Origin of the sequence: Serratia sp. K-E0102, from assembly GCF_029962625.1 — a bacterium.
GTDB lineage: Bacteria > Pseudomonadota > Gammaproteobacteria > Enterobacterales > Enterobacteriaceae > Serratia > Serratia sarumanii.
The window spans coordinates 3495731-3518171 of sequence record NZ_CP124754.1 but is presented as its reverse complement, the minus strand read 5'-3'; the positions used below and the strand labels follow the sequence as shown (position 1 = coordinate 3518171).

Annotated in this window: 17 protein-coding genes; 11 read left to right on the top strand and 6 right to left on the bottom strand. The window is 61.0% G+C overall.

The features are described from left to right. The first annotated feature begins 180 nt into the window (after nt 1-180). The 5 genes from menD to menE are packed head-to-tail and all read left to right on the top strand — an operon-like array spanning nt 181 to nt 5849. A complete protein-coding gene (menD, locus tag SSARUM2_RS16820) occupies nt 181-1857 on the top strand; it encodes a 2-succinyl-5-enolpyruvyl-6-hydroxy-3-cyclohexene-1-carboxylic-acid synthase (RefSeq protein WP_060452521.1) in 1677 nt (558 codons plus the stop codon). Further along, nucleotides 1854-2624 (top strand): 2-succinyl-6-hydroxy-2,4-cyclohexadiene-1-carboxylate synthase, encoded by a 771-nt coding sequence (menH, locus tag SSARUM2_RS16815; RefSeq protein ID WP_060438459.1) that lies wholly within the window; start codon nt 1854-1856, stop codon nt 2622-2624. Before menD ends, menH begins: the two co-directional genes overlap by 4 nt. Before the next feature lie 11 nt (nt 2625-2635). Next, the gene (gene menB, locus SSARUM2_RS16810; RefSeq protein ID WP_033635308.1) at nt 2636-3493 is read left to right on the top strand and encodes a 1,4-dihydroxy-2-naphthoyl-CoA synthase; all 858 of its coding nucleotides are present in this window, start codon (nt 2636-2638) and stop codon (nt 3491-3493) included. After that, a complete protein-coding gene (gene menC, locus SSARUM2_RS16805; RefSeq protein WP_033653773.1) occupies nt 3493-4476 on the top strand; it encodes an o-succinylbenzoate synthase in 984 nt (327 codons plus the stop codon). The genes menB and menC overlap by 1 nt, the downstream gene beginning before the upstream one ends. Next, on the top strand, nt 4464-5849 hold the full coding sequence (gene menE, locus SSARUM2_RS16800) for an o-succinylbenzoate--CoA ligase (protein ID WP_060452522.1): 1386 nt from the start codon (nt 4464-4466) through the stop codon (nt 5847-5849). Before menC ends, menE begins: the two co-directional genes overlap by 13 nt. Before the next feature lie 43 nt (nt 5850-5892). On the opposite strand, the gene katA is transcribed toward menE, so the two are convergent. After that, nucleotides 5893-7329 carry a catalase KatA gene (gene katA / locus SSARUM2_RS16795; RefSeq protein ID WP_060419155.1) on the bottom strand — a complete coding sequence of 479 codons (1437 nt, stop codon included), beginning with the start codon at nt 7327-7329 and terminating at the stop codon, nt 5893-5895. A 338-nt stretch (nt 7330-7667) separates the two neighbouring features. Here katA and SSARUM2_RS16790 point away from each other — a divergent pair, with 338 nt between their 5' ends. Next, nucleotides 7668-8207: a YfaZ family outer membrane protein gene (locus SSARUM2_RS16790; protein ID WP_016926923.1), complete on the top strand. Its 540-nt coding sequence runs from the start codon at nt 7668-7670 to the stop codon at nt 8205-8207. A 47-nt stretch (nt 8208-8254) separates the two neighbouring features. On the opposite strand, the gene tyrP is transcribed toward SSARUM2_RS16790, so the two are convergent. Next, nucleotides 8255-9463 carry a tyrosine transporter TyrP gene (tyrP, locus tag SSARUM2_RS16785; RefSeq protein ID WP_015378562.1) on the bottom strand — a complete coding sequence of 403 codons (1209 nt, stop codon included), beginning with the start codon at nt 9461-9463 and terminating at the stop codon, nt 8255-8257. 245 nt (nt 9464-9708) lie between these two features. Here tyrP and SSARUM2_RS16780 point away from each other — a divergent pair, with 245 nt between their 5' ends. From SSARUM2_RS16780 to SSARUM2_RS24375, 3 genes are all read left to right on the top strand, one after another. Continuing rightward, nucleotides 9709-10905 carry a nicotinamide mononucleotide deamidase-related protein YfaY gene (locus tag SSARUM2_RS16780; RefSeq protein WP_060438460.1) on the top strand — a complete coding sequence of 399 codons (1197 nt, stop codon included), beginning with the start codon at nt 9709-9711 and terminating at the stop codon, nt 10903-10905. Between the two features lie 136 nt (nt 10906-11041). Continuing rightward, on the top strand, nt 11042-11164 hold the full coding sequence (locus tag SSARUM2_RS16775) for a helix-turn-helix domain-containing protein (RefSeq protein ID WP_230199872.1): 123 nt from the start codon (nt 11042-11044) through the stop codon (nt 11162-11164). A gap of 230 nt (nt 11165-11394) precedes the next feature. Further along, complete coding sequence (locus SSARUM2_RS24375) at nt 11395-11547, top strand: Hok/Gef family protein (RefSeq protein WP_033648029.1); 153 nt, start codon at nt 11395-11397, stop codon at nt 11545-11547. Between the two features lie 59 nt (nt 11548-11606). Here the strand turns inward: SSARUM2_RS24375 and yfaE are convergent, their stop codons facing one another. The 4 genes from yfaE to ubiG form a co-directional block, all read right to left on the bottom strand. Beyond that, complete coding sequence (gene yfaE, locus SSARUM2_RS16765) at nt 11607-11867, bottom strand: class I ribonucleotide reductase maintenance protein YfaE (RefSeq protein ID WP_033653779.1); 261 nt, start codon at nt 11865-11867, stop codon at nt 11607-11609. Between the two features lie 3 nt (nt 11868-11870). Further along, on the bottom strand, nt 11871-13001 hold the full coding sequence (gene nrdB, locus SSARUM2_RS16760) for a class Ia ribonucleoside-diphosphate reductase subunit beta (protein ID WP_019453694.1): 1131 nt from the start codon (nt 12999-13001) through the stop codon (nt 11871-11873). A 67-nt stretch (nt 13002-13068) separates the two neighbouring features. Beyond that, a complete protein-coding gene (gene nrdA, locus SSARUM2_RS16755) occupies nt 13069-15357 on the bottom strand; it encodes a class 1a ribonucleoside-diphosphate reductase subunit alpha (protein ID WP_033635301.1) in 2289 nt (762 codons plus the stop codon). A 438-nt stretch (nt 15358-15795) separates the two neighbouring features. Further along, complete coding sequence (gene ubiG / locus SSARUM2_RS16750) at nt 15796-16521, bottom strand: bifunctional 2-polyprenyl-6-hydroxyphenol methylase/3-demethylubiquinol 3-O-methyltransferase UbiG (RefSeq protein WP_004935909.1); 726 nt, start codon at nt 16519-16521, stop codon at nt 15796-15798. Between the two features lie 212 nt (nt 16522-16733). Between ubiG and gyrA the strand changes: the two genes are divergently transcribed. Beyond that, nucleotides 16734-19376 (top strand): DNA topoisomerase (ATP-hydrolyzing) subunit A, encoded by a 2643-nt coding sequence (gene gyrA / locus SSARUM2_RS16745; RefSeq protein WP_060426060.1) that lies wholly within the window; start codon nt 16734-16736, stop codon nt 19374-19376. A 163-nt stretch (nt 19377-19539) separates the two neighbouring features. Beyond that, the gene (gene rcsC / locus SSARUM2_RS16740; protein ID WP_033653781.1) at nt 19540-22401 is read left to right on the top strand and encodes a two-component system sensor histidine kinase RcsC; all 2862 of its coding nucleotides are present in this window, start codon (nt 19540-19542) and stop codon (nt 22399-22401) included. The last annotated feature ends 40 nt before the right edge of the window (nt 22402-22441 follow it).

The window sequence follows — 22441 nt, the reverse complement described above, 5'->3', positions numbered from 1 at the left end:
TTTGTTTTTTGTTCTAAATCAAATAATTATCTGGTGTAAACGCCCAGGGATATACGGCGTTCTTGCGCTGGCGCAAAAGCCGTGAAAATAACACCTCATATAATACAGAGCGTAACTACAGGCGCGGCGTCCGTCGGCTGCGCCGGAGACGATCTCTGTTAACTGACTTGTGAGCGAACTATGTCGACAAGTGTTTTTAATCGCCGGTGGGCGGCTGTGCTGCTCGAGGCGCTGGCCCGCCATGGGGTGCGGCATGTTTGTATCGCTCCGGGATCGCGCTCCACGCCGCTGACGCTGGCCGCCGCGGCTAACCGATCGTTTATCTGTCATACCCATTTTGACGAGCGCGGGCTCGGCCATCTGGCGCTTGGGCTGGCGAAGGCGGCGCGTGAGCCGGTGGCGGTGATCGTCACGTCCGGCACCGCGGCGGCCAACCTTTATCCCGCGCTGATCGAAGCCGGCCTGACCGGTGAGCGGCTGGTGTTTCTCACCGCCGATCGGCCGCCGGAGTTGATCGACTGCGGTGCCAATCAGGCGATCCGTCAAAACGGCCTCTACAGCAGCCACCCGACGCTGGCGATCGATCTGCCGCGTCCTACGCCGGATATTCCGGCCGCGTGGCTGGCCTCCAGCGTCGACAGCGCGATGGCGCGCCTGCAACACGGCGCTTTGCACATCAACTGCCCGTTCGCCGAGCCGCTGTACGGCGGCGACGAACGTCACTATGCCGATTGGTCCGCCGCGCTGGGCGACTGGTGGCAGAGCGATCGCCCGTGGCTGCAGGAAAGCGAGACGCGTACGGCGCCATTGCCGCAGCCGGACTGGTTCTTCTGGCGGCAAAAGCGCGGCGTGGTGTTGGCCGGGCGCATGAGCGCGCAAGAGGGCGCGCAGGTGGCCGAATGGGCCGCAACGCTGGGCTGGCCGCTGATCGGCGACGTGCTGTCGCAGACCGGGCAACCGCTGCCCTGCGCCGATTTGTGGCTCGCTCACCCGCAGGCGCAGCGCGTACTGCAAGATGCGCAGCTGGTGGTGCAGTTCGGCGGCAGCCTGACCGGCAAACGCCTGCTGCAGTGGCAGGCGCAGTGCCGGCCTGAAGAGTATTGGATCATCGACGAGCTGCCGGGGCGGCTCGATCCGGCCCAGCACCGGGGGCGGCGCCTGCGTGCCGGCGTGGCTCAGTGGTTGGCGCAGCACCCGGCGCAGCCGCGCCAGCCTTGGGCCGCCGGGCTGGCCGTGCTGGCGGATAAAGCGCTGACGGCGGCATCCACGCATCTGCACGATTACTTTGGCGAAGCGCAGCTGGCGCATCGCCTGCCGGAACTGCTGCCGGAGAACGGCCAACTGTTTCTCGGCAACAGCCTGGTAGTGCGGCTCATCGACGCGCTAACGCCATTGCCCGTCGCCTACCCGGTATTCAGCAACCGCGGTGCCAGCGGCATCGACGGCCTGATCTCCACCGCTGCCGGCGTGCAGCGCGCCACCGCCAGACTGACGTTGGCGGTGGTGGGCGATCTTTCCGCTCTGTATGACCTCAATGCGCTGGCGCTGCTGCGCCAGAGCTCGGCGCCGACGGTGCTGATCGTCGTCAACAACAACGGCGGCCAAATTTTCTCGCTGCTGCCGACGCCGGAAGAGGATCGTCAGCGCTTTTACTGCATGCCGCAGAACGTCGAGTTCAGCCACGCGGCGGCGATGTTCCAGCTGGGTTACGCGCGGCCGGAGAACTGGAGCCAGCTGCAACAGGCGGTTGAACAAGGCTGGCGGCGCGGCGGCGCCACGCTTGTCGAACTGCAGGTGCCACCGAGCGCGGGGGCCGAAAGCCTGCAATACCTGGTGCAACAGATGGCGGTGCAATGATGCTGGCGACGCGAATTTTGCAACAGGGCGAGGCGGGCCGCCCGTGGCTGGTGTGGCTGCATGGCCTGCTTGGCAACAACAATGAATGGCGGGTGATCGCCGCGCGTAGCCCGGAATGGCCGTCGCTGGCCATCGATCTGCCCGGCCACGGCGATTCCGTGGCGGTGAGCTGCCACGGCTTCGACGACATCAGCGCGCAGATCGCCGCCGCGCTGCAGCTGCGCAATATCGAACGCTATTGGCTGGTGGGCTACTCGCTCGGCGGGCGCATCGCCATGTATCACGCCTGCCACGGCCACCATGCCGGCCTCCAGGGGGTGATCGTCGAGGGCGGTAATCCGGGGCTGGAGGACGAAGAACAGCGCCGCCGGCGCTGCGAACAGGATGCGCTGTGGGCGGTGCGTTTTCGCAGTGAGCCGATCGCCGAGGTCCTGGCGGACTGGTATCAGCAACCGGTGTTCAAAGAGCTCAGCCACGTGCACCGCCAGGCGCTGATCGCCGCGCGCTCGGTCAACAGCGGCCCGGCGATCGCCGACATGCTCGAAGCCACGTCGCTCGGGCGGCAGCCCTATCTGGCGCCGCAGCTGCGCCAACTGACCGTGCCGCTGCGGGTGCTGTGCGGTGAGAACGACCCCAAATTTCAACGGCTGGCGCGCGACGCCGGGTTGCCGTTGCGCATCGTGCCGCAGGCCGGGCACAACGCGCACCTGGCCAATCCGCAGGATTTCGTCGCCGAGCTGCAGACCTTTCTCGTTAACCCTGGTTAAAGGAACCGAACATGCTTTATCCGAATGAAGAACAGCTGTATGCCGCTATCGCCTGGCAGGATTGCACCGGCGATTTCGAAGACATTCTGTATCACAAGTCCGCCGACGGCATCGCCAAAATCACCATTAACCGGCCGCAGGTGCGCAACGCGTTTCGCCCGCAAACGGTTAAAGAGATGATCGACGCGCTGGCCAACGCCCGTTACGACGACGGCATCGGCGTCATTATTCTGACCGGCGCCGGCGATAAGGCCTTCTGCTCCGGCGGCGATCAGAAAGTGCGCGGCGATTACGGCGGCTATCGCGACGACAGCGGCGTGCATCACCTCAACGTGCTGGACTTCCAGCGCCAGATCCGCACCTGCCCGAAACCGGTGGTGGCGATGGTGGCCGGTTATTCGATCGGCGGCGGTCACGTGCTGCACATGATGTGCGATCTGACCATCGCGGCGGATAACGCCATCTTCGGCCAGACCGGCCCGAAAGTGGGCTCGTTCGACGGCGGCTGGGGCGCGTCTTACATGGCGCGCATCGTCGGCCAGAAGAAGGCGCGCGAAATCTGGTTCCTGTGCCGCCAGTACGATGCCGCCGCCGCGCTGGACATGGGGCTGGTCAATACCGTGGTGCCGCTGGCCGATCTGGAAAAAGAGACGGTGCGCTGGTGCCGCGAAATGCTGCAGAACAGCCCGATGGCGCTGCGCTGCCTGAAGGCGGCGCTGAACGCCGACTGCGACGGCCAGGCCGGTTTGCAGGAGCTGGCGGGCAACGCCACCATGCTGTTCTACATGACCGACGAAGGGCAGGAAGGGCGCAACGCGTTCAACGAGAAGCGTCAGCCGGACTTCAGCAAATTCAAGCGTAACCCGTAATGAACGGGGTAAACCGCAGCGCGGCGCTTTACCGTTACAGCCTGCCGATGGAGGCGGGCGTGGTGCTGCGCAATCAGCGGTTGAAAACGCGTGACGGATGGGTGGTGCAGCTGCGTCAGGGCGAGCGTGAAGGCTGGGGCGAGATCGCGCCGCTGCCGGAATTCAGCCGGGAAACGCTGGCGCAGGCCGAACAGGCCGCGTTGGACTGGCTGCAGGCCTGGTTGGCGGGCAACGAACCGGATGACAGCGCGCTGCCCTCGGTGGCCTTTGGGCTCAGCTGCGCGCAGGCCGAGCTGGAGCAGCGCTTGCCGACGCAGGCGGATTTCCGCAAGGCGCCGCTGTGTACCGGCGATCCGGACGAGCTGTTCGAGACATTGAGCGCCTTGCCGGGCGAGAAAGTCGCTAAGGTGAAGGTGGGGCTGTATGAGGCGGTGCGCGACGGCATGATCGTCAACGTGCTGCTGGAGGCGCTGCCGGATCTGCGGCTGCGGCTGGACGCCAACCGCAGCTGGACCCGCGCCAAAGCCGACGGCTTCGCCAAATATGTCAACCCGGCGTGGCGCGATCGCATTGCCTTTTTGGAAGAGCCCTGCAAGACCCGTGATGAATCGCGCGATTTCGCCCGGGCGACCGGCATCGCCATCGCCTGGGATGAGAGCGTGCGCGAGGCGGACTTTGTAGTCCAGGCCGAGCCGGGCGTGGCAGCCATCGTGATCAAGCCGACGCTGGTCGGCAGCCTGGCGCGCTGCCAGGCGCTGGTGGCGCAGGCGCACGCGGCGGGGCTGACGGCGGTGATCAGCTCCAGCATCGAGTCCAGCCTGGGGTTAACCCAGCTGGCGCGCATCGCCCGCTGGCTGACGCCGGACACCGTGCCGGGGCTGGATACGCTGGGGTTGATGCAGGCGCAGGTGCTGCGGCCTTGGCCGGGCAGCGCATTGCCGCTGCTGGATGCCTCGGCGCTGGAGTGCCTATGGCGCCGTTAAGCGATTGGCCGTGGCGACACTGGGCACGCCTTCAGCCGCAGGCGACGGCGTTGCTGCTCGGCGAACAGCCGCTGAGCTGGCTGGCGTTGCAAGGCCAGGTGGATGAGCTGGCGGCGGATTTTCAGCACCAGGGCGTGGAGCCGGGCTGCGGCGTGGCGCTGTGCGGTAAAAACAGCTACCCGCTGCTGTTGGCCTATCTGGCGCTGCTGCAATGCGGCGCGCGCCTGTTGCCGCTCAATCCTGCCTTGCCGACGCCGCTGCTGGCACAGCTGCTACCCGAATTGGACATCACCTTTGCCTTCGGCCCGGATCCGTTGCCGGCGCTGCCGGAAGAGGTGATTCGATTGACGCCGCCCTCGACCGAGCCGCGCTGGCCGAACTTGCCGATGTGGGATGCGCAACGTCTGGCGACGCTGACGCTGACCTCGGGCTCCAGCGGCCTGCCGAAGGCGGCGGCGCACAGCTACGCCAACCATCTGGCCAGCGCCGCCGGGGTGTTGCGGCTGATGGATTTTCAGCGCGAGGATTGCTGGCTGCTGTCACTGCCGCTGTTTCACGTCTCCGGCCAGGGTATCGTCTGGCGCTGGCTGGCGGCGGGTGCGCGGCTGGCGGTGCGCGAGATGCATCCGCTGGCCGAGGCATTGGCAGGCTGCACGCACGCCTCGCTGGTGCCGACACAGCTCTGGCGGCTGCTGGCGCAACCGCTGACGGGCATGACGCTGAAAGAGGTGCTGCTCGGCGGTGCGATGATCCCCGTGGCGCTGACCGAACGGGCGGAAGCGGCGGGGATCCACTGCTGGTGCGGCTATGGGCTGACCGAACTGGCTTCCACGGTGTGCGCCAAGCGCGCCGATGCGCGGCCGGGCGTCGGCCTGCCGCTCAGCGGCCGCGAGGTAAAACTGGTGGACGAAGAGGTCTGGATCCGCGCCGACAGCCTGGCGCTCGGCTACTGGTGTCATGGCCAGCTGCAGCCGCTGGCGGATGCACAGGGCTGGTTCGCGACCCGCGATCGCGGCGCGATGGCCGAGGGGGAACTGCGCATTTTGGGCCGGCTGGACAACCTGTTTTTCAGCGGCGGCGAAGGGGTGCAGCCGGAGGATATCGAACGCGTGTTGGCGGCGCACCCGCAGATCTCGCAGGCGTTTGTGGTGCCGGCGGCGGACGTCGAGTTCGGCCAGCGGCCGGTGGCGGTAATCGACGGCGATCCGTCGCTGTCGCTGGCGGCGTTGCTCGCCTGGTCGCAGGACAAGCTGGCCAATTTCCAACGCCCGGCGGCGCTGCTCCCGCTGCCTGACGAGCTGAAAAACGGCGGCATCAAGATTTCGCGCCGCCAGTTGCAGCAATGGGTGGCGCAGCGCCTCTCTCAGGCATAAAAAAGCCGCCCGAAAGGGCGGCTGAGTGGATGACGGCAGGGGGTTATTTCAGCCCCAGCGCCTTGGCGACGCCGGCGCCGTAGTCCGGGTGCACCTTGGTGAACAGCTCGACCTGACGGCGCTGGATTTGCTCCGGCACCTGCGACAGTTCGCCGGCGATGCGGGTGAACATGCGTTGGTGCTCTTCGGCGCTCAGCAGGTTGAACAGCGCGCGTGGCTGGCTGTAGTAATCGTCGTCTTCACGATGGTTCCAGTGGTCGGCCGCGCCCTCAATGCTCAGCGGCGGCTCGCTGAAGTCCGGCTGCTCCTGGAACAGGCCGAAGCTGTTTGGTTCGTAGGTGGCGCCGTTGCCGCTGTTGCCGTCCACGCGCATCGCGCCGTCGCGATGGTAGTTGTGGAACGGGCATTTGGCACCGTTCACCGGGATCTGGTGGTGGTTGACGCCCAGGCGATAGCGGTGCGCATCGCCATAGGAGAACAGACGGCCCTGCAGCATTTTATCCGGCGAGAAACTGATGCCCGGCACCACGTTGGCGGGGTTCATCGCCACCTGCTCAACCTCGGAGAAATAGTTGTCGGGGTTGCGGTTCAGCTCGAAATAGCCGACGTCGATCAACGGATAGTCGCCGTGCGGCCACACCTTGGTCAGATCGAACGGGTTGTATGGCGTCTGCGAGGCTTCGTGTTCCGGCATGATCTGAATTTGCAGCTTCCAGCGCGGGAAGTCGCCGCGTTTGATCGCGTCGAACAGATCGCGCTGTGAGCTTTCGCGATCCTTGGCGATGATCGCTTCCGCTTCGTCATCCATCAGGTTTTCAATGCCTTGCTGGCAGCGGAAGTGGAATTTCACCCAGAAACGTTCGTTGGCGGCATTGATAAAACTGAAGGTGTGGCTGCCGAAGCCGTGCATGTGGCGATAGGACTTCGGAATGCCGCGATCGCTGAAGTCGATGGTCAGCTGGTGTAGCGATTCCGGCAGGTGGGAGAAAAAGTCCCATTTGTAGACCGGGTTGCGCAGGTTGGTATGCGGATCGCGTTTCACCACGTGGTTGAGATCGGGGAATTTCAGCGGATCGCGCAGGTAGAACACCGGCGTATCGTTACCCACCAAATCCCAGTTGCCTTCTTCGGTATAGAACTTCATGGCGAAGCCGCGAATGTCGCGTTCGGCGTCGGCGGCGCCGCGTTCACCGGCGACGGTGGAGAAGCGGATGAACATGTCGGTCTGTTTGCCGACCTCGGAGAAGATCTTGGCGCGGGTGTAGCGGGTGATGTCGTGGGTGACGGTAAAGGTACCGTAAGCGCCGGATCCCTTGGCGTGCATGCGGCGCTCGGGGATGACTTCACGGTCGAAGTGGGCCAGTTTTTCCAGGAACCACACGTCCTGCAACAGCATCGGGCCGCGTTTGCCTGCGGTGATTACGTTATTGTTATCGACAACCGGGGCGCCGGCTGCGGTGGTCAGTCCTTTCTTGCTCATCACTTGCTCCTTATCGTAGTGCAGTTAAGTAAAGACTCGGGCGGTTTAAGCGTTCATCAGCATAGTCCTTTGGCGGGGCTTCTTCCCCTGACCTTGGTCAAAGCCACTACTAGTTGTAGCTCTATTGCCGAGCGGCGGCAAATAGGTCTCGGTTATCGTTGGCATTGCCTTGACGAATATAGAATCTTGTTTGCAAATATTTACATTTATTTGATTATTGAAGAATTTTTTCGCTTTTATCCCTTAAATACTCATTGCGCTTTGGTATAGACTCGTGACGTTATTATTATGCGTTGATTCGATCATTCGGTACGGATGACAAACCAGAGGGAAAGATGATGAAAAAGACTTGGGTCGCGTGCGCGGCAGGATTGCTGTTGGTGACCGGCGCGGCGAACGCCATCAGCGTGTCGGGCGAAGCCGGGCAGCACTACACCAACCTGGGCGTTGGCATGAGCACCGGCTCTTCTGGTCTGGGCCTGACCGGCAACTGGGCGCGCAGCGACCACGACGGTAACGTCGGCAGCCTGGGGCTGAACTTCGGCGTGCCGCTGGGGCCGTTGACGGCGACCGTGGGCGCCAAAGCGCTGTACCTCAGCCCGAAAGACGGGAAGAGCGGCGGGGCGGTGGCGCTGGGCGGCGGCCTTGAGTGGGAGATCAACCGTTACTTCAGCCTGCACGGCGAAGGGTACTTTGCCCCTGAATCCTTCACCAGCGGCGTGAAAGCCTATAACGAAGCCAGCGGCGGCCTGCGCTGGAAGTTCCGTCCGCTGAGCGTGGACGTGGGCTACCGTTACATGCAAATGGAAGGCAAAGACGGGCGTCGCGACAACACGCTGGCCGATGGCCCTTACGTCGGCGTGGGTCTGAGCTTCTGACGCTGTGAAAAAGGGGCCTTCAGGCCCCTTTGTTCTTTCTGTTCCGCTTACCCTACCGCCGGCAGCATGCCGCTGGCGATGCCCAGTTGAATGGCGATCACCGTCACCCCGCAGACAAACACCAACGCCAGCGCCGGCGTACCGCCCCAGACGCGATACTGTGCCTGATGTTTTTGGCGCGTTTTCCATACCAGCAGTGAAGGCAACAGCAGGGCCAGCACCGACAGAGCGATGGCGGCGAATCCCAACGCCAGCACGAAGCCGCGAGGATAAAACAGTGCAAAGGCAAGCGGCGGCAGGAAGGTGATGGCACCGGTTTGCAGGCGGCCACGCACGTTGTCTTGCCGCTTGAACAGATCGGCCAGGAAATCGAACAGCCCGAGCGCGACGCCGAGGAACGAGGTCGCCAGCGCCAGATCGGCGAACAGGTGCACCGCCAGTTCAACGTGCGGCGAAGCCACCGCGTCGCGCACCGCCTGCAACAGACCGTTCAGCCCGGCCTGCTGCGCCAGAATGCCGACGAAGGTGTCGGAGCTGATGCTGCCCAGCGTTGCCAGCTGCCAGAAGATGTAGGCCATCAGCGGGATAGCGCTGCCGATGATAAACACCCAGCGCAGTTTGCGAATGTTGCCGCCCATATAGTTGACGATGCTCGGCACGCTGCCGTGGAAGCCGAAAGAGGTGAAGATCACCGGAATAGCCGACAGCGCCAGGCCTTGCTCCAGCGGCAGCGTCATCAGGTTGGTTTGGTGGATATTCGGCAACATCAGGCCTAGCATCACCACCAGAAATACCACTTTGGCGCTGAACAGGATGCGGTTGAACAAATCGACCGAGTGGGTGCCGATGCACACCACGCCGCCGGCCACCAGGGTGAACAGCAGAACGCCGAGCGACACCGGGAAGTCCTGCGACGTCCACTGGCTGATGCTGGTGGCGAGCAGTTCGCCGGCGCCGCTGATGTAGGCGGCGGTGAGGGCGTACATCAGGAACATCATGCTAAAGCTGGTCAGCCACTGGCCGCCGCCGCCGAGATAACGTTTGGCGAGGGTGCCCAGACCGGTATCCGCCTGCTCATGCTGGTAAACCTCTACCAGCAGCAGCGCGGTGTAACACATCAACAGCCACAGCCCGACCAGTAAGGCCAGCGTGACGCCGAAGCCGACGCCGGCCGCCGCCAGCGGCATCGCCAGCATCCCGGCGCCAATGGTGGTGCCCGCCACGATAAAAACACTGCCAAGAGTGCGATTCTTCACGTTTTTTCTCTACCAGCCGAAAGATTTTGAAAATTATAGGTAACGATTTATGAGGATGGCAGGATAGTGGAAGCCCTAATTTGTGTCAAATCGACGTTACGCATGGTGTACAGTAATGTTTACATTGCGGCGAGCTACATGGCACATGAGGAACGGACCCATGGCTGAAATTATCCGCAGGCGGCTAGTGAAAAGTTATTTACGGGCTTCTATAGTGGAATGACCAAAAAATGTGGGAGAGATCAATGTTAAGGGTGGAGATGCTCAGCACCGGCGATGAGGTGCTGCACGGGCAAATTATTGATACCAACGCCGCCTGGCTGGCGGACTACCTGTTCCAGCAGGGAGTGCCGATGAGCGGGCGGGAAACGGTCGGGGACAGCCTCTCTGCGTTGATCGAGATCCTGCAGGAAAGAAGCCATATCGCCGATGTGCTGATCGTCAACGGCGGCCTGGGGCCGACCAGCGACGATCTCAGCGCGCTGGCCGCCGCCAAAGCCTGTGGCGTAGAGCTGGTCGAACGGGCCGACTGGCTGGCGCGCATGGAAGCCTATTTCGCCGAGCGCGGGCGGCCGATGGCCCCTTCCAACCGCAAGCAGGCGCAGATCCCGGCCAACGCGGAAATGCTGGATAACCCGGTGGGCACCGCCTGCGGGTTCGCGCTGCAGCTGAACCGATGTCAGATGTTCTTCACCCCCGGCGTGCCGTCGGAATTCAAAGTGATGGTCGAACAGCAGATCGTGCCGCGTCTACGCCAGCGCTTCACCTTGCCGACGCCGCCACTCTGCCTGCGCCTGACCACCTTCGGCACCTCCGAGAGCGATCTGGCCGCCGAACTGGACGGTATGCCGCTGCCGCCGGATGTGGTGCTGGGTTACCGTTCCTCCAGCCCGATCATCGAGCTGAAGCTGACCGGGCCGGAAAGCCGGCGTGCGGAAATGGAGCTGGCCTGGCGGCGTGTGCGCGAGGTGGCGGGGGACAACTGCATCTTTGAAGGCACTATCGGGTTGCCGTCGACGCTGACGCAGCGCCTGAATCAGCAAGGGCTGAAGCTGGCGTTGAGCGAGCAGTTCAGCGCCGGGTTGATCAATCTGCAGTTGCAGAGCGAAGGAGCGCCGCTGGCGGGGGGAGAACTGCTGCCGGCGCACTGCATCGAAACGCTGGAAACCACGCTGGCGCGCGCCCGCTCTCTGGCGGAATTGACCGGCGCGCCGTTGGCGTTGGCGGTCAGCGCCATGTGCGACGATCAGGTGAGCATTGCGCTGCATACGCCGCGCGGCGGGATTGGCCAGACCGTTCGTTATCGTGCGTCGCGCCACGGCTTGCGGCTGCGTCAGGAGTCGGTGGCGATGCTGGCGCTGGATATGCTGCGCCGCTGGCTGAATGGGGGCCAGGCGTGCGGTAAAAACGCCTGGCTGGAGGTGGTGGAAATTATCGAGTGACGGTCATGGCGCCGAGTTGCCGGCGTCACGGCTTTGCAGCAGCCGTTCGGACGCCAGACGTGAAAGGTGTATCGCCGCCGCGCCCCGCGTTTGCAGATCTTGCACCATAGTCCTTGAGCGCCTGCGCGGCGAAACCGTGCTGCAGATAGCGGAAACGCTGGGATATGCCTCGCCGAGTAATTTTATCGCCATGTTTCGCAAAGCCTTTGGCGATCCCCCGGCGCGTTATTTTTCCGCGTCGGCAGGAAAGGGGCGTTAAGCGAAATACTTTGAGGATAGTTATATATCCCTGATTAATCATAATCTTATAGGGGATATTCGCGGCGAGGGAATGCTGTTACTCTTTTGGCGGGTGCTTGAGACTGTTCGTCTTGGGCATTGTGTGACAAGGCGGATAGATGAAAGCCCCAAACTGACTCTCAATCAGAATGGGGCTGCCCTAACGCCTAGACACCGTTATGGTAGCCCCTTCACAGCAAGGAGGCAAGCATGCGCTTAAGGCATGTGCTTCATTCGCTAACCGTTGTATGTATTACGGTTTTGTTATTTATCTGGATGATAAGAGACTCGTTGTGCGAGCTGAAAATCTACCAGGAAAATATCACTATCCTGATCAGGTTGGCGTGTGAGGTGAAGCGGTAATCATAGGGCGGGGGCAACCCCGCCTTCTGGTCTCCAGGCGCGGTTTCCGGCACCCGACTTTACATTTCCAGCTCGATATCCGTCAGCGGCATGCAGCAGCAGGGCAGGATCTCGCCGGCGTTGATAAACGCCAGCGGCTGTTGGCGGTAGGCCACTTCGCCTTTCACCAGCTTCAGGCGGCAGGCGCCGCAATAGCCGGAGCGGCATTGGTACTCCACCTGCACGTCGTGCAGTTCCAGCACGTCGAGCAGGCAGTTTTCACTGTTGGGGCAGGAGAGCTGCGTGCCGGCGGCGCGCAGCGTTACGATTGGCGTCGCCATCGCTTACAGTTCGAAGTCGCTCAGGTCGTCGGCGTTGATCTCCGAGTCGATCTGGCCAACCAGGTAGGAGCTCACTTCCACTTCCTGCGGCGCCACCTGCACGTTGTCGGACACCAGCCAGGCGTTGATCCACGGGATCGGGTTGGAGCGGGTTTCGAACGGCAGACCGAGGCCGACCGCCTGCATGCGGATATTGGTGATGTACTCCACATACTGGCACAGGATGTCTTTGTTCAGGCCAATCATCGAGCCGTCGCGGAACAGGTATTCCGCCCACTCTTTTTCCTGCTGGGCAGCCAGCACGAACAGATCGTAGCACTGCTGTTGGCATTCCTCGGCGATCTCCGCCATTTCCGGATCGTCGGCGCCGGAACGCATCAGGTTCAGCATGTGCTGGGTGCCGGTCAGGTGCAGCGCTTCGTCGCGGGCGATCAGCTTGATGATTTTGGCGTTGCCTTCCATCAGTTCGCGCTCGGCGAACGCGAAGGAGCAGGCGAAGCTGACGTAGAAGCGGATCGCTTCCAGCGCGTTCACGCTCATCAGGCACAGGTACAGCTGTTTCTTCAGCGCGCGCAGATTGACGGTGACGGTTTTACCGTTCACCTGGTGGGTGCCTTCACCCAGCAGGTGATAGTAGCTGGTCATCTCGATCAGATCGTCGTAGTAGCCGGAGATGTCTTTCGCGCGCTTTTTGATCTCTTCGTTGGTGACGATGTCGTCGAACACCAGCGCCGGATCGTTGACGATATTGCGGATGATGTGGGTGTAAGAACGGGAGTGGATGGTCTCGGAGAATGACCAGGTTTCCACCCAGGTTTCCAGCTCAGGGATCGAGATCAGCGGCAGCAGAGCGACGTTAGGGCTGCGGCCCTGGATGGAATCCAGCAGCGTCTGATACTTCAGGTTGCTGATGAAGATATGCTTCTCGTGCTCCGGCAGCGCCTGGTAATCGATGCGATCGCGGGAGACGTCAACTTCTTCCGGGCGCCAGAAGAAGGAGAGCTGTTTTTCGATCAGCTTTTCGAAGATTTCATGCTTTTGCTGGTCGAAACGCGCAACGTTTACCGACTGGCCGAAGAACATCGGCTCTTGCAGCTGGTCGTTTTTGGTCTGAGAAAAAGTGGTGTAAGCCATAAGCCTGAATCCATCGTAACGTGGCTAAATGAAGGGGCCGGAAAATTCCGGCCCGCTAGGTCAAACTTTAGATCTTGCAGGCGCCGCTTTCGCAGTCGTCATCGCCGGCCTTGGCAGGCTGCAAATCTTCCTGGGCGTCTTCCGCACCGTCGCGGGTGTTTTGGTAGTACAGCGTTTTCACGCCGAACTTGTAGGTGGTGAGCAGGTCTTTCAACAGCTGCTTCATCGGCACCTTGCCGCCCGGGAAGCGGGTCGGATCGTAGTTGGTGTTGGCCGAAATCGACTGGTCGATGAATTTCTGCATCAGCCCCACCAGCTGCAGATAGCCGTCGTTGCTTGGCATTTCCCACAGCAGCTCGTAGTTGTCTTTCAGACGCTCATACTCCGGCACCACCTGGCGCAGGATGCCGTCTTTCGACGCCTTGATGCTGATGTGGCCGCGCGGCGGCTCGATGCCGTTGGTGGCGTTGGAAATCTGCGAAGAGGTTTCCGATGGCATCAGCGCAGACAGGGTCGAGTTGCGCAGGCCGGTTTCCTGGATCTCTTTACGCAGGGTTTCCCAGTCGTAGTGCAGCGGCTCGCTGCAGACCGCATCCAGGTCTTTCTTGTAAGTGTCGATCGGCAGGATACCCTGCGAATAAGTGGTCTCTTTGAACCACGGGCAAGCGCCTTGTTCCTGAGCCAGGCGGTTGGAGGCTTTCAGCAGGTAGTACTGAATGGCTTCGAACGTTTTGTGCGTCAGGTTGTTGGCGCTGCCGTCGGAGTAGCGCACGCCGTTCTTCGCCAGGTAATAGGCGAAGTTGATAACGCCGATGCCCAGGGTGCGGCGGCCCATCGCGCCACGGTGCGCGGCCTTGATCGGATAATCCTGGTAATCCAGCAGGGCGTCGAGCGAGCGCACCGCCAGGGTCGCCAGCTCTTCCAGATCGTCCAGGCTGTCGATCGCGCCCAGGTTGAAGGCCGACAGGGTGCACAGCGCGATCTCGCCGTTTTCGTCGTTGACGTCTTCCAGCGGCTTGGTCGGCAGGGCGATTTCCAGGCACAGGTTGGACTGACGCACCGGCGCGATCTGCGGATCGAACGGGCTGTGGGTGTTGCAGTGGTCGACGTTCTGGATGTAGATGCGGCCGGTAGAGGCGCGCTCTTGCATCATCAGCGAGAACAGCTCAACCGCTTTCACGCGCTTCTGGCGAATGCTGTCGTCTTTCTCGTACTGGGTATACAGGCGTTCGAATTCGTCCTGATCGGCGAAGAACGCGTCATACAGCCCCGGCACGTCGGACGGGCTGAACAGGGTGATGTCTTCGCCCTTGATCAGACGCTGGTACATCAGGCGGTTCAGCTGCACGCCGTAGTCCATGTGACGCACGCGGTTGCCTTCAACGCCACGGTTGTTTTTCAACACCAGCAGGCTTTCCACTTCCAGGTGCCACATCGGGTAGAACAGCGTTGCCGCGCCACCGCGCACGCCGCCCTGCGAGCAGGATTTGACGGCGGTCTGGAAGTGTTTGTAGAACGGAATACAGCCGGTATGGAAGGCTTCACCGCCGCGGATCGGGCTGCCCAGCGCGCGGATGCGGCCGGCGTTGATGCCGATGCCGGCGCGCTGCGAAACGTATTTCACAATGGCGCTGGAGGTGGCGTTGATGGAATCCAGGCTGTCGCCGCACTCGATCAGCACGCAGGAGCTGAACTGGCGGGTTGGGGTGCGCACGCCGGACATGATCGGCGTAGGCAGCGAAATCTTGAAGGTGGAAATCGCGTCGTAGAAACGTTTGACGTAGTCCAGACGGGTTTCACGCGGGTAGTTGGAGAACAGGCAAGCGGACACCAGCATGTACAGGAACTGGGCGCTTTCGTAGATCTCGCCGCTGACGCGGTTCTGCACCAGATACTTGCCTTCCAGCTGCTTGACGGCGGCATAAGAGAAGTTCATGTCGCGCCAGTGATCGATAAAGGAATCCATCTGCTCGAACTCTTCAGCGCTGTAGTCTTCCAGCAGATGCTTATCGTATTTGCCCATCTCGACCATGCGCGTCACGTGAGCGTGCAGCTTCGGCGGCTCGAACTGGCCATAAGCCTTTTTACGCAGGTGGAAGATCGCCAGGCGAGCGGCCAGGTACTGATAGTCCGGCGCATCGCGGGAGATCAGATCGGCTGCGGCTTTGATGATGGTTTCGTGAATGTCGGCGGTTTTGATGCCGTCATAAAACTGAATGTGTGAACGCAACTCTACTTGAGAAACCGAGACGTTGTGTAATCCCTCTGCGGCCCAATCGATGACCCGGTGGATTTTGTCGAGATTGATGCGCTCTTTACGGCCATCGCGTTTAGTTACAAGCAGACTTTGGTTCATGTGGTGTTTTACCTGTCCGTATGGTGCCCCTAAGCAGAAGTGTAGTCGCTCTGCTCAGTATGTAAACACTATATATAGGGGTTGTATGTCGGTGAGGTAACAAGATAGTGAGAAAAAACGGCGTTTGCAAGTGAACAAAACCGGCCTAATTTGTGGATAACTTGGGGGTGAAATGTAACTTGCCGTTCACAGTGCGCGCCGTGACTGGCGCGACAAGCTTGTCAATAAGCGCGATCAGATTTTACTGAAAAACTGAAAAAATCGATCGTTTGGCGCTTTATTAAACGTTAGAAAAAAACGGCATATTGATCTGATTTAATATTCTAAAAAACTGTTTACAACGGGTATTTTGAGCGAAATCGCGGAAATTAGGTATTTTTCCGAATGCGCCAACGGCGCCGCCCCCCGGTAATGCAGGGCCGGCGCGGTTTACAGCGCTTAACCTTCGTGCTGGGTGTGCACCATGTAGTTCACGTCAACGTTGCGCCCAAGCTTGAAATGATCGGTGATCGGGTTGTAATGCAGGCCGATCATGTGCTTTTCGCGCAGCGGCGTGCCGTCGACCCAGCCGATCAGTTCGGAAGGGCGAATGAACTTCTTATGATCGTGGGTGCCCTGCGGCACCATCTTCAGCACGTACTCCGCGCCGATCACCGCCATCAGCCAGGCTTTGGTGTTGCGGTTGATGGTGGAGAAGAACACGTGGCCGCCCGGTTTCACCAGCTGGGCGCAGGCGCGCACCACCGAGGCCGGATCCGGCACGTGCTCCAGCATCTCCATGCAGGTGACCACGTCGTAGCGTTGCGGGTTGGCCTGAGCGTGGCTTTCCACCGTCTCCTGCACATAGGTGACGTCCATGCCGCTTTCCAGCGCGTGCAGCCGCGCGACCTGCAGCGGTTCCGCGCCCATGTCCAGCCCGGTCACCTTGGCGCCTTCGCGCGCCATGCTTTCCGCCAGAATGCCGCCGCCGCAGCCCACGTCGAGCACCTGCTTGTCAAAAATGCCGCCGGCGCGCTGCATGATGTAGTTCAGGCGCAGCGGGTTGATGCGGTGCAGCGGTTTGAACTCGCCTTCCAAATCCCACCAGCGGGAGGCGACGGCCTCGAACTTGGCGATTTCCTGGTGGTCAACGTTTTGCACTCGGCTGGATGATTCTGCGTTCATGGGCTTGTCTGGCTCCTTGTTCTCGTTGCGCGGATTATACATGTTCCGGCGCGGCATCGTCTGCGCCGATGCGTTTTTAGCGCACTTATCTGCACAATTTCCGTGAAACAGCGGCGGTTATTTTCCCGTAAAGCGTGCTTTGTGATATAGTTTTACACCTTTGCCACTATGGCAGCGGGCAGATGAATCATTAGTAGAGGGATAGCAGCTCCATGAGCGACCTTGCCAGAGAAATCACACCGGTAAACATCGAAGACGAGTTGAAAAACTCGTATCTGGACTATGCGATGTCCGTTATTGTCGGACGTGCGCTGCCAGATGTTCGTGATGGACTGAAGCCGGTTCACCGCCGCGTTCTGTACGCGATGAGCGTATTGGGTAACGACTGGAATAAACCATACAAGAAATCGGCCCGTGTCGTCGGGGACGTGATCGGTAAATATCACCCGCACGATGACAGCGCGGTTTACGACACTATCGTGCGTATGGCTCAGCCGTTTTCACTGCGCTACATGCTGGTGGACGGTCAGGGTAACTTCGGCTCCGTCGACGGCGACTCCGCCGCGGCGATGCGTTATACCGAAGTGCGCATGTCCAAGATTGCTCACGAACTGTTGGCGGATCTGGAAAAAGAAACCGTCGACTTCGTGCCTAACTATGATGGCACCGAGCAGATCCCGGCCGTCATGCCGACCAAGATCCCGAACCTGCTGGTCAACGGCTCGTCGGGCATCGCCGTGGGCATGGCCACCAATATCCCGCCGCACAACCTGGCGGAAGTCGTCAACGGCTGCCTGGCCTATATCGACGATGAAAACATCAGCATCGAAGGGCTGATGGAACACATCCCGGGGCCGGACTTCCCGACGGCGGCGATCATCAACGGCCGTCGCGGCATTGAAGAGGCCTACCGCACCGGGCGCGGCAAAGTCTACCTGCGCGCGCGCGCGGAAGTGGAAGCCGACGCCAAGACCGGGCGCGAAACCATCATCGTTCACGAGATCCCGTATCAGGTGAACAAGGCGCGTCTGATCGAGAAGATCGCCGAGCTGGTGAAAGAAAAGCGTGTGGAAGGCATCAGCGCGCTGCGCGACGAGTCCGATAAAGACGGCATGCGCATCGTGATCGAAGTCAAACGCGACGCGGTCGGCGAAGTGGTGCTGAACAACCTGTATGCGCTGACGCAACTGCAGGTCACTTTCGGCATCAACATGGTCGCGCTGCATCAGGGCCAGCCTAAGCTGCTGAACCTGAAAGACATCCTCGAAGCCTTCGTGCGTCACCGCCGCGAAGTGGTTACGCGTCGCACCATCTTCGAACTGCGCAAGGCCCGCGACCGCGCCCATATCCTGGAAGCGCTGGCTATCGCGCTGGCCAACATCGATCCGATCATCGAGCTGATTCGCCGTGCGCCGACCCCGGCCGAAGCGAAAGTCGCGCTGGTGGCGCAGCCGTGGGATCTGGGCAACGTCAGCGCCATGCTGGAGCGCGCCGGTGACGACGCCGCCCGCCCTGAGTGGCTGGAGCCGGAGTTCGGCATCCGCGACGGCAAATACTACCTGACCGAGCAGCAGGCTCAGGCGATTCTGGATCTGCGCCTGCAGAAACTGACCGGCCTGGAGCACGAGAAGCTGCTGGACGAATATAAAGAGCTGCTCAACTTTATCGCCGAGCTGATCTTTATCCTGGAAAGCCCAGAGCGCCTGATGGAAGTGATCCGCGAAGAGCTGGTGGCAGTCAAAGAGCTGTACAACGACGGCCGCCGCACCGAGATCACCGCCAATACTTCCGACATCAACATCGAAGACCTGATCAACCAGGAAGACGTGGTGGTGACCCTGTCTCACCAGGGCTACGTGAAGTATCAGCCGCTGTCCGACTATGAAGCGCAGCGCCGCGGCGGCAAAGGCAAGTCTGCGGCGCGTATCAAAGAAGAAGACTTTATCGATCGTCTGCTGGTGGCCAACACCCACGATACGATCCTGTGTTTCTCCAGCCGTGGCCGCCTGTACTGGATGAAGGTGTACCAACTGCCTGAAGCCAGCCGCGGCGCGCGCGGTCGCCCAATCGTCAACCTGCTGCCGCTGGAAGCCGATGAGCGTATCACCGCCATTCTGCCGGTGCGCGAGTATGAAGAAGGGCGCCACGTGTTCATGGCCACCGCCAGCGGTACCGTGAAGAAAACTGCGCTGACCGAGTTCAGCCGCCCACGCAGCGCCGGCATCATCGCCGTCAACCTCAACGAGGGTGACGAGCTGATCGGTGTCGATCTGACCGACGGCAGCAACGAAGTGATGCTGTTCTCCGCCAACGGTAAAGTGGTGCGCTTCCCGGAAACGCAGGTGCGTTCGATGGGCCGTACCGCGACCGGCGTGCGCGGCATCAACCTCGGCGAAGGCGACAGCGTGATCTCGCTGATTGTGCCGCGAGGCGAAGGCGACATCCTGACCGTCACGCAAAACGGCTTCGGTAAACGTACCGCGGTGACCGAGTACCCGACCAAGTCGCGCGCCACCCAGGGGGTTATCTCCATCAAGGTGAGCGAGCGTAACGGCCAGGTGGTCGGCGCCGTGCAGGTGGAAACCAGCGACCAGATCATGATGATCACCGATGCCGGCACGCTGGTGCGTACCCGCGTTTCGGAAGTCAGCGTGGTGGGCCGTAACACCCAGGGCGTGACGCTGATCCGTACGGCGGAAGACGAAAACGTCGTCGGTCTGCAGCGCGTGGCCGAGCCGGTGGAAGACGAAGAGCTGGACAGCCTGGAGCCGGGCGCGGAAGCGGTGGAAGAAGACACCACGCCGCTGGACGATGGCGACGACGCGGCTGAGCCGATGGATGACGACAACGTTTAAAGCAAAGGGCGTCGGCATGCCGGCACCATGATGCACTGAGACAAAAGGGTCTGGCAGCGATGCTAGGCCCTTTTTCAGTTATATGATTTAATTGGCGCACCGAGCCGCCGGCCGCCGCGCCGGCGACAGCGTGCGCCGCCACTGACTTTCGTATGGTATCCGATTGAAATACTTAGCCTCTTTTCGAACTACGCTGAAGATATCCCGCTATCTGTTCCGGGTACTGGCGATTTTGCTGTGGTCGTTGGGTGCGCTGCTCACCACCTTTTATATTCTGAATATCCTGCATCAGAAAGAATCGGACATCCGGCAGGAGTACAACCTCAACTTCGACCAGGCGCAGGGCTACATCCGTCACTCCGCTGACATCATTCGCGACATCAAGTATATGGCGGAAAATCGCCTCAACGGTTCGGTCAGCGGCCTGGACATGTTCAGCGGCGTGATCCCCGGCAAGGGCAGCCCGCCGCAATTCTTTCCGCTGTACCCGGAGTCCAACTGCGCGCTGAGCACCACCTATCGCAGTTCGCTCGATTCGCTGAGCGGCCTGATCCAGTATTGGAAAGAGAACTTCGTGGCGGCCTACGATCTCAACCGGGTGTTCTTCATCGGCGGCGACAGCCTGTGTATGGCGGAATTCGGCGGCGGCAACGCGAGCGCCAATCGGGAAAACATGCTGAAGTTGCTGCACGAGCGCATTCTGAAATACCGCAACGCCAAGAATCTCGACAAAGACAACAACCTGTATTGGATCAGCCCCAGCGCGCAGCGGCCGGACGTCGGTTATCTGTACGTGCTGACGCCTCTCTATATCGGCAACAAGCTGGAGGCGTTGCTGGGCATCGAGCAAACCGTTCGGCTGGAAGATTTCGTTACCGCCGGCAACCTGCCGATCGGCGTCACGCTGCTGGATGAGAACAACGAGCCGGTGCTGCGCCTGGCGGATGGCGAACGCTATGCCGCTGCGCTCAACAGCTACCCCGAAGAGCATGCCTACTTCGGTTATGTCGACAATTACCGCGACCTGATCCTGAAGAAAGCGCTGCCGCCTTCTTCGCTGAGCATCGTCTATGCGCTGCCGGTGAAAAGCGTGGTGGAACGCTTCAAAATGCTGATCCTCAACGCGCTGTTGCTGAACCTGCTGTCGGCCATCGTGCTGTTCACGCTGGCGTGGCTGTTTGAGCGCAAGATGTTCCTGCCGGCGGAGGACAACGCGTTTCGCCTGGAAGAGCACGAGCAGTTCAACCGCAAGATCGTCGCTTCGGCGCCGGTGGGCATCTGTATCCTGCGCATCAGCGACGGCACCAATATCCTGAGTAACGAACTGGCGCACAACTACATCAACCTGTTGACCCACGAAGATCGCGATCGCATAACGCGCATCATTTGCGAACAGCAGGCGAATTTCGTCGATGTGATGACCAGCAACAACAACAACCTGCAGATCAGCTTTGTCCATTCGCGCTACCGTAACGAAGAGGTGGCGATTTGCGTGTTGGTGGACGTCAGCGCGCGCGTGAAGATGGAAGAGTCGCTGCAGGAGATGGCGGCGGCGGCGGAGCAGGCCAGCCAGTCGAAATCGATGTTCCTGGCCACCGTCAGCCATGAGCTGCGCACGCCGCTGTACGGCATTATCGGCAACCTTGATCTGCTGCAAACCAAGGCGTTGCCGCAAGGGGTCGATCGGCTGGTCAATGCGATGAACAACTCTTCCGGCCTGCTGCTGAAAATCATCAGCGACATTCTCGATTTCTCCAAAATCGAGTCCGAGCAGTTGAAGATTGAACCGCGCGAGTTCTCCTGCCTGGAGGTGATCACCCATATCGCCGGCAACTATTTGCCGCTGGTGGTCAAGAAACGTCTGGGGCTGTACTGCTTTATCGAACAGAACGTGCCGGAGCGCATCTTCGGCGATCCGGTGCGGCTGCAGCAGGTGCTCTCCAACCTGGTGAACAACGCCATCAAGTTCACCGATACCGGCTGTATCGTGCTGCAGGTCTGCACCCGCGGCAGCTACCTGGAGTTCAGCGTGCGCGATACCGGCGTCGGCATCCCGGAGAAGGAGATTTCGCGCCTGTTCGATCCGTTCTTCCAGGTGGGGACCGGCGTGCAGCGTCATTTCCAGGGCACCGGCCTGGGATTGGCGATCTGCGAGAAATTGGTCAACCTGATGGACGGCGACGTCTCCGTCGAGTCCGAGCCGGGCCTGGGCAGCTTGTTCAGCATTCGCATTCCATTGTTTAACGCCCAGTTCCCGATCCCGCAGGCCAGCGATACCTGGCAGGGGCGTCGGCTGTGGCTGGATATCCGCAATCAGCGGCTGGAAAGTTACCTGATGGCGATCCTGGGCGGCTACGGCGCCGATATCCAGCGCTATGACGGGCAGGAGACCGCCGCGGGAGAGGTGCTGCTCAGCGATCATCCGCTGATGCTGGATGCGCCGCTGCTGGCTCAGATCCAATTCTCCACCGAGCATATCGGCCCATCACAGGAAACCCGGCCGGGCTATTGGATGCACAGCACCTCCACGCCGCGTGAAACGCTGACCTTGCTCAACCGGTTGTTCGGCGTCGGCAGCGGCGCGGCAGAAGCGCTGGTGCAGCTGCCGGTGCCCGCCAAGGCCAGCGCGGCGGACAACGGCGATATTCATCTGCTGGTGGTCGACGATCATCCGATCAACCGTCGCCTGTTGTCCGATCAGCTGGGATCGCTGGGATATCAGGTGGTGACCGCCAACGACGGCGTCGACGCGCTCGGCGTGCTGAAACAGCATCGCGTCGATATTGTGCTGACCGACGTCAATATGCCGAATATGGACGGTTATCGTCTGACGCAGGCGCTGCGGCAGATGCAGTTCAGCGCGCCGGTGATCGGCGTGACGGCGAACGCGCTGGCGGAAGAGAAGCAGCGTTGCCTCGAGGCGGGTATGGATAATTGCCTGTCGAAACCGGTCACGCTGGAGACGCTGGAACAGACGTTGGCTTACTACAGCCAGCAGGTGCGCTACAGCCGCAGCGAGGTTTGAAAAGCAAACAGGCACGGCGAATGCCGTGCCTGTTTGGTGT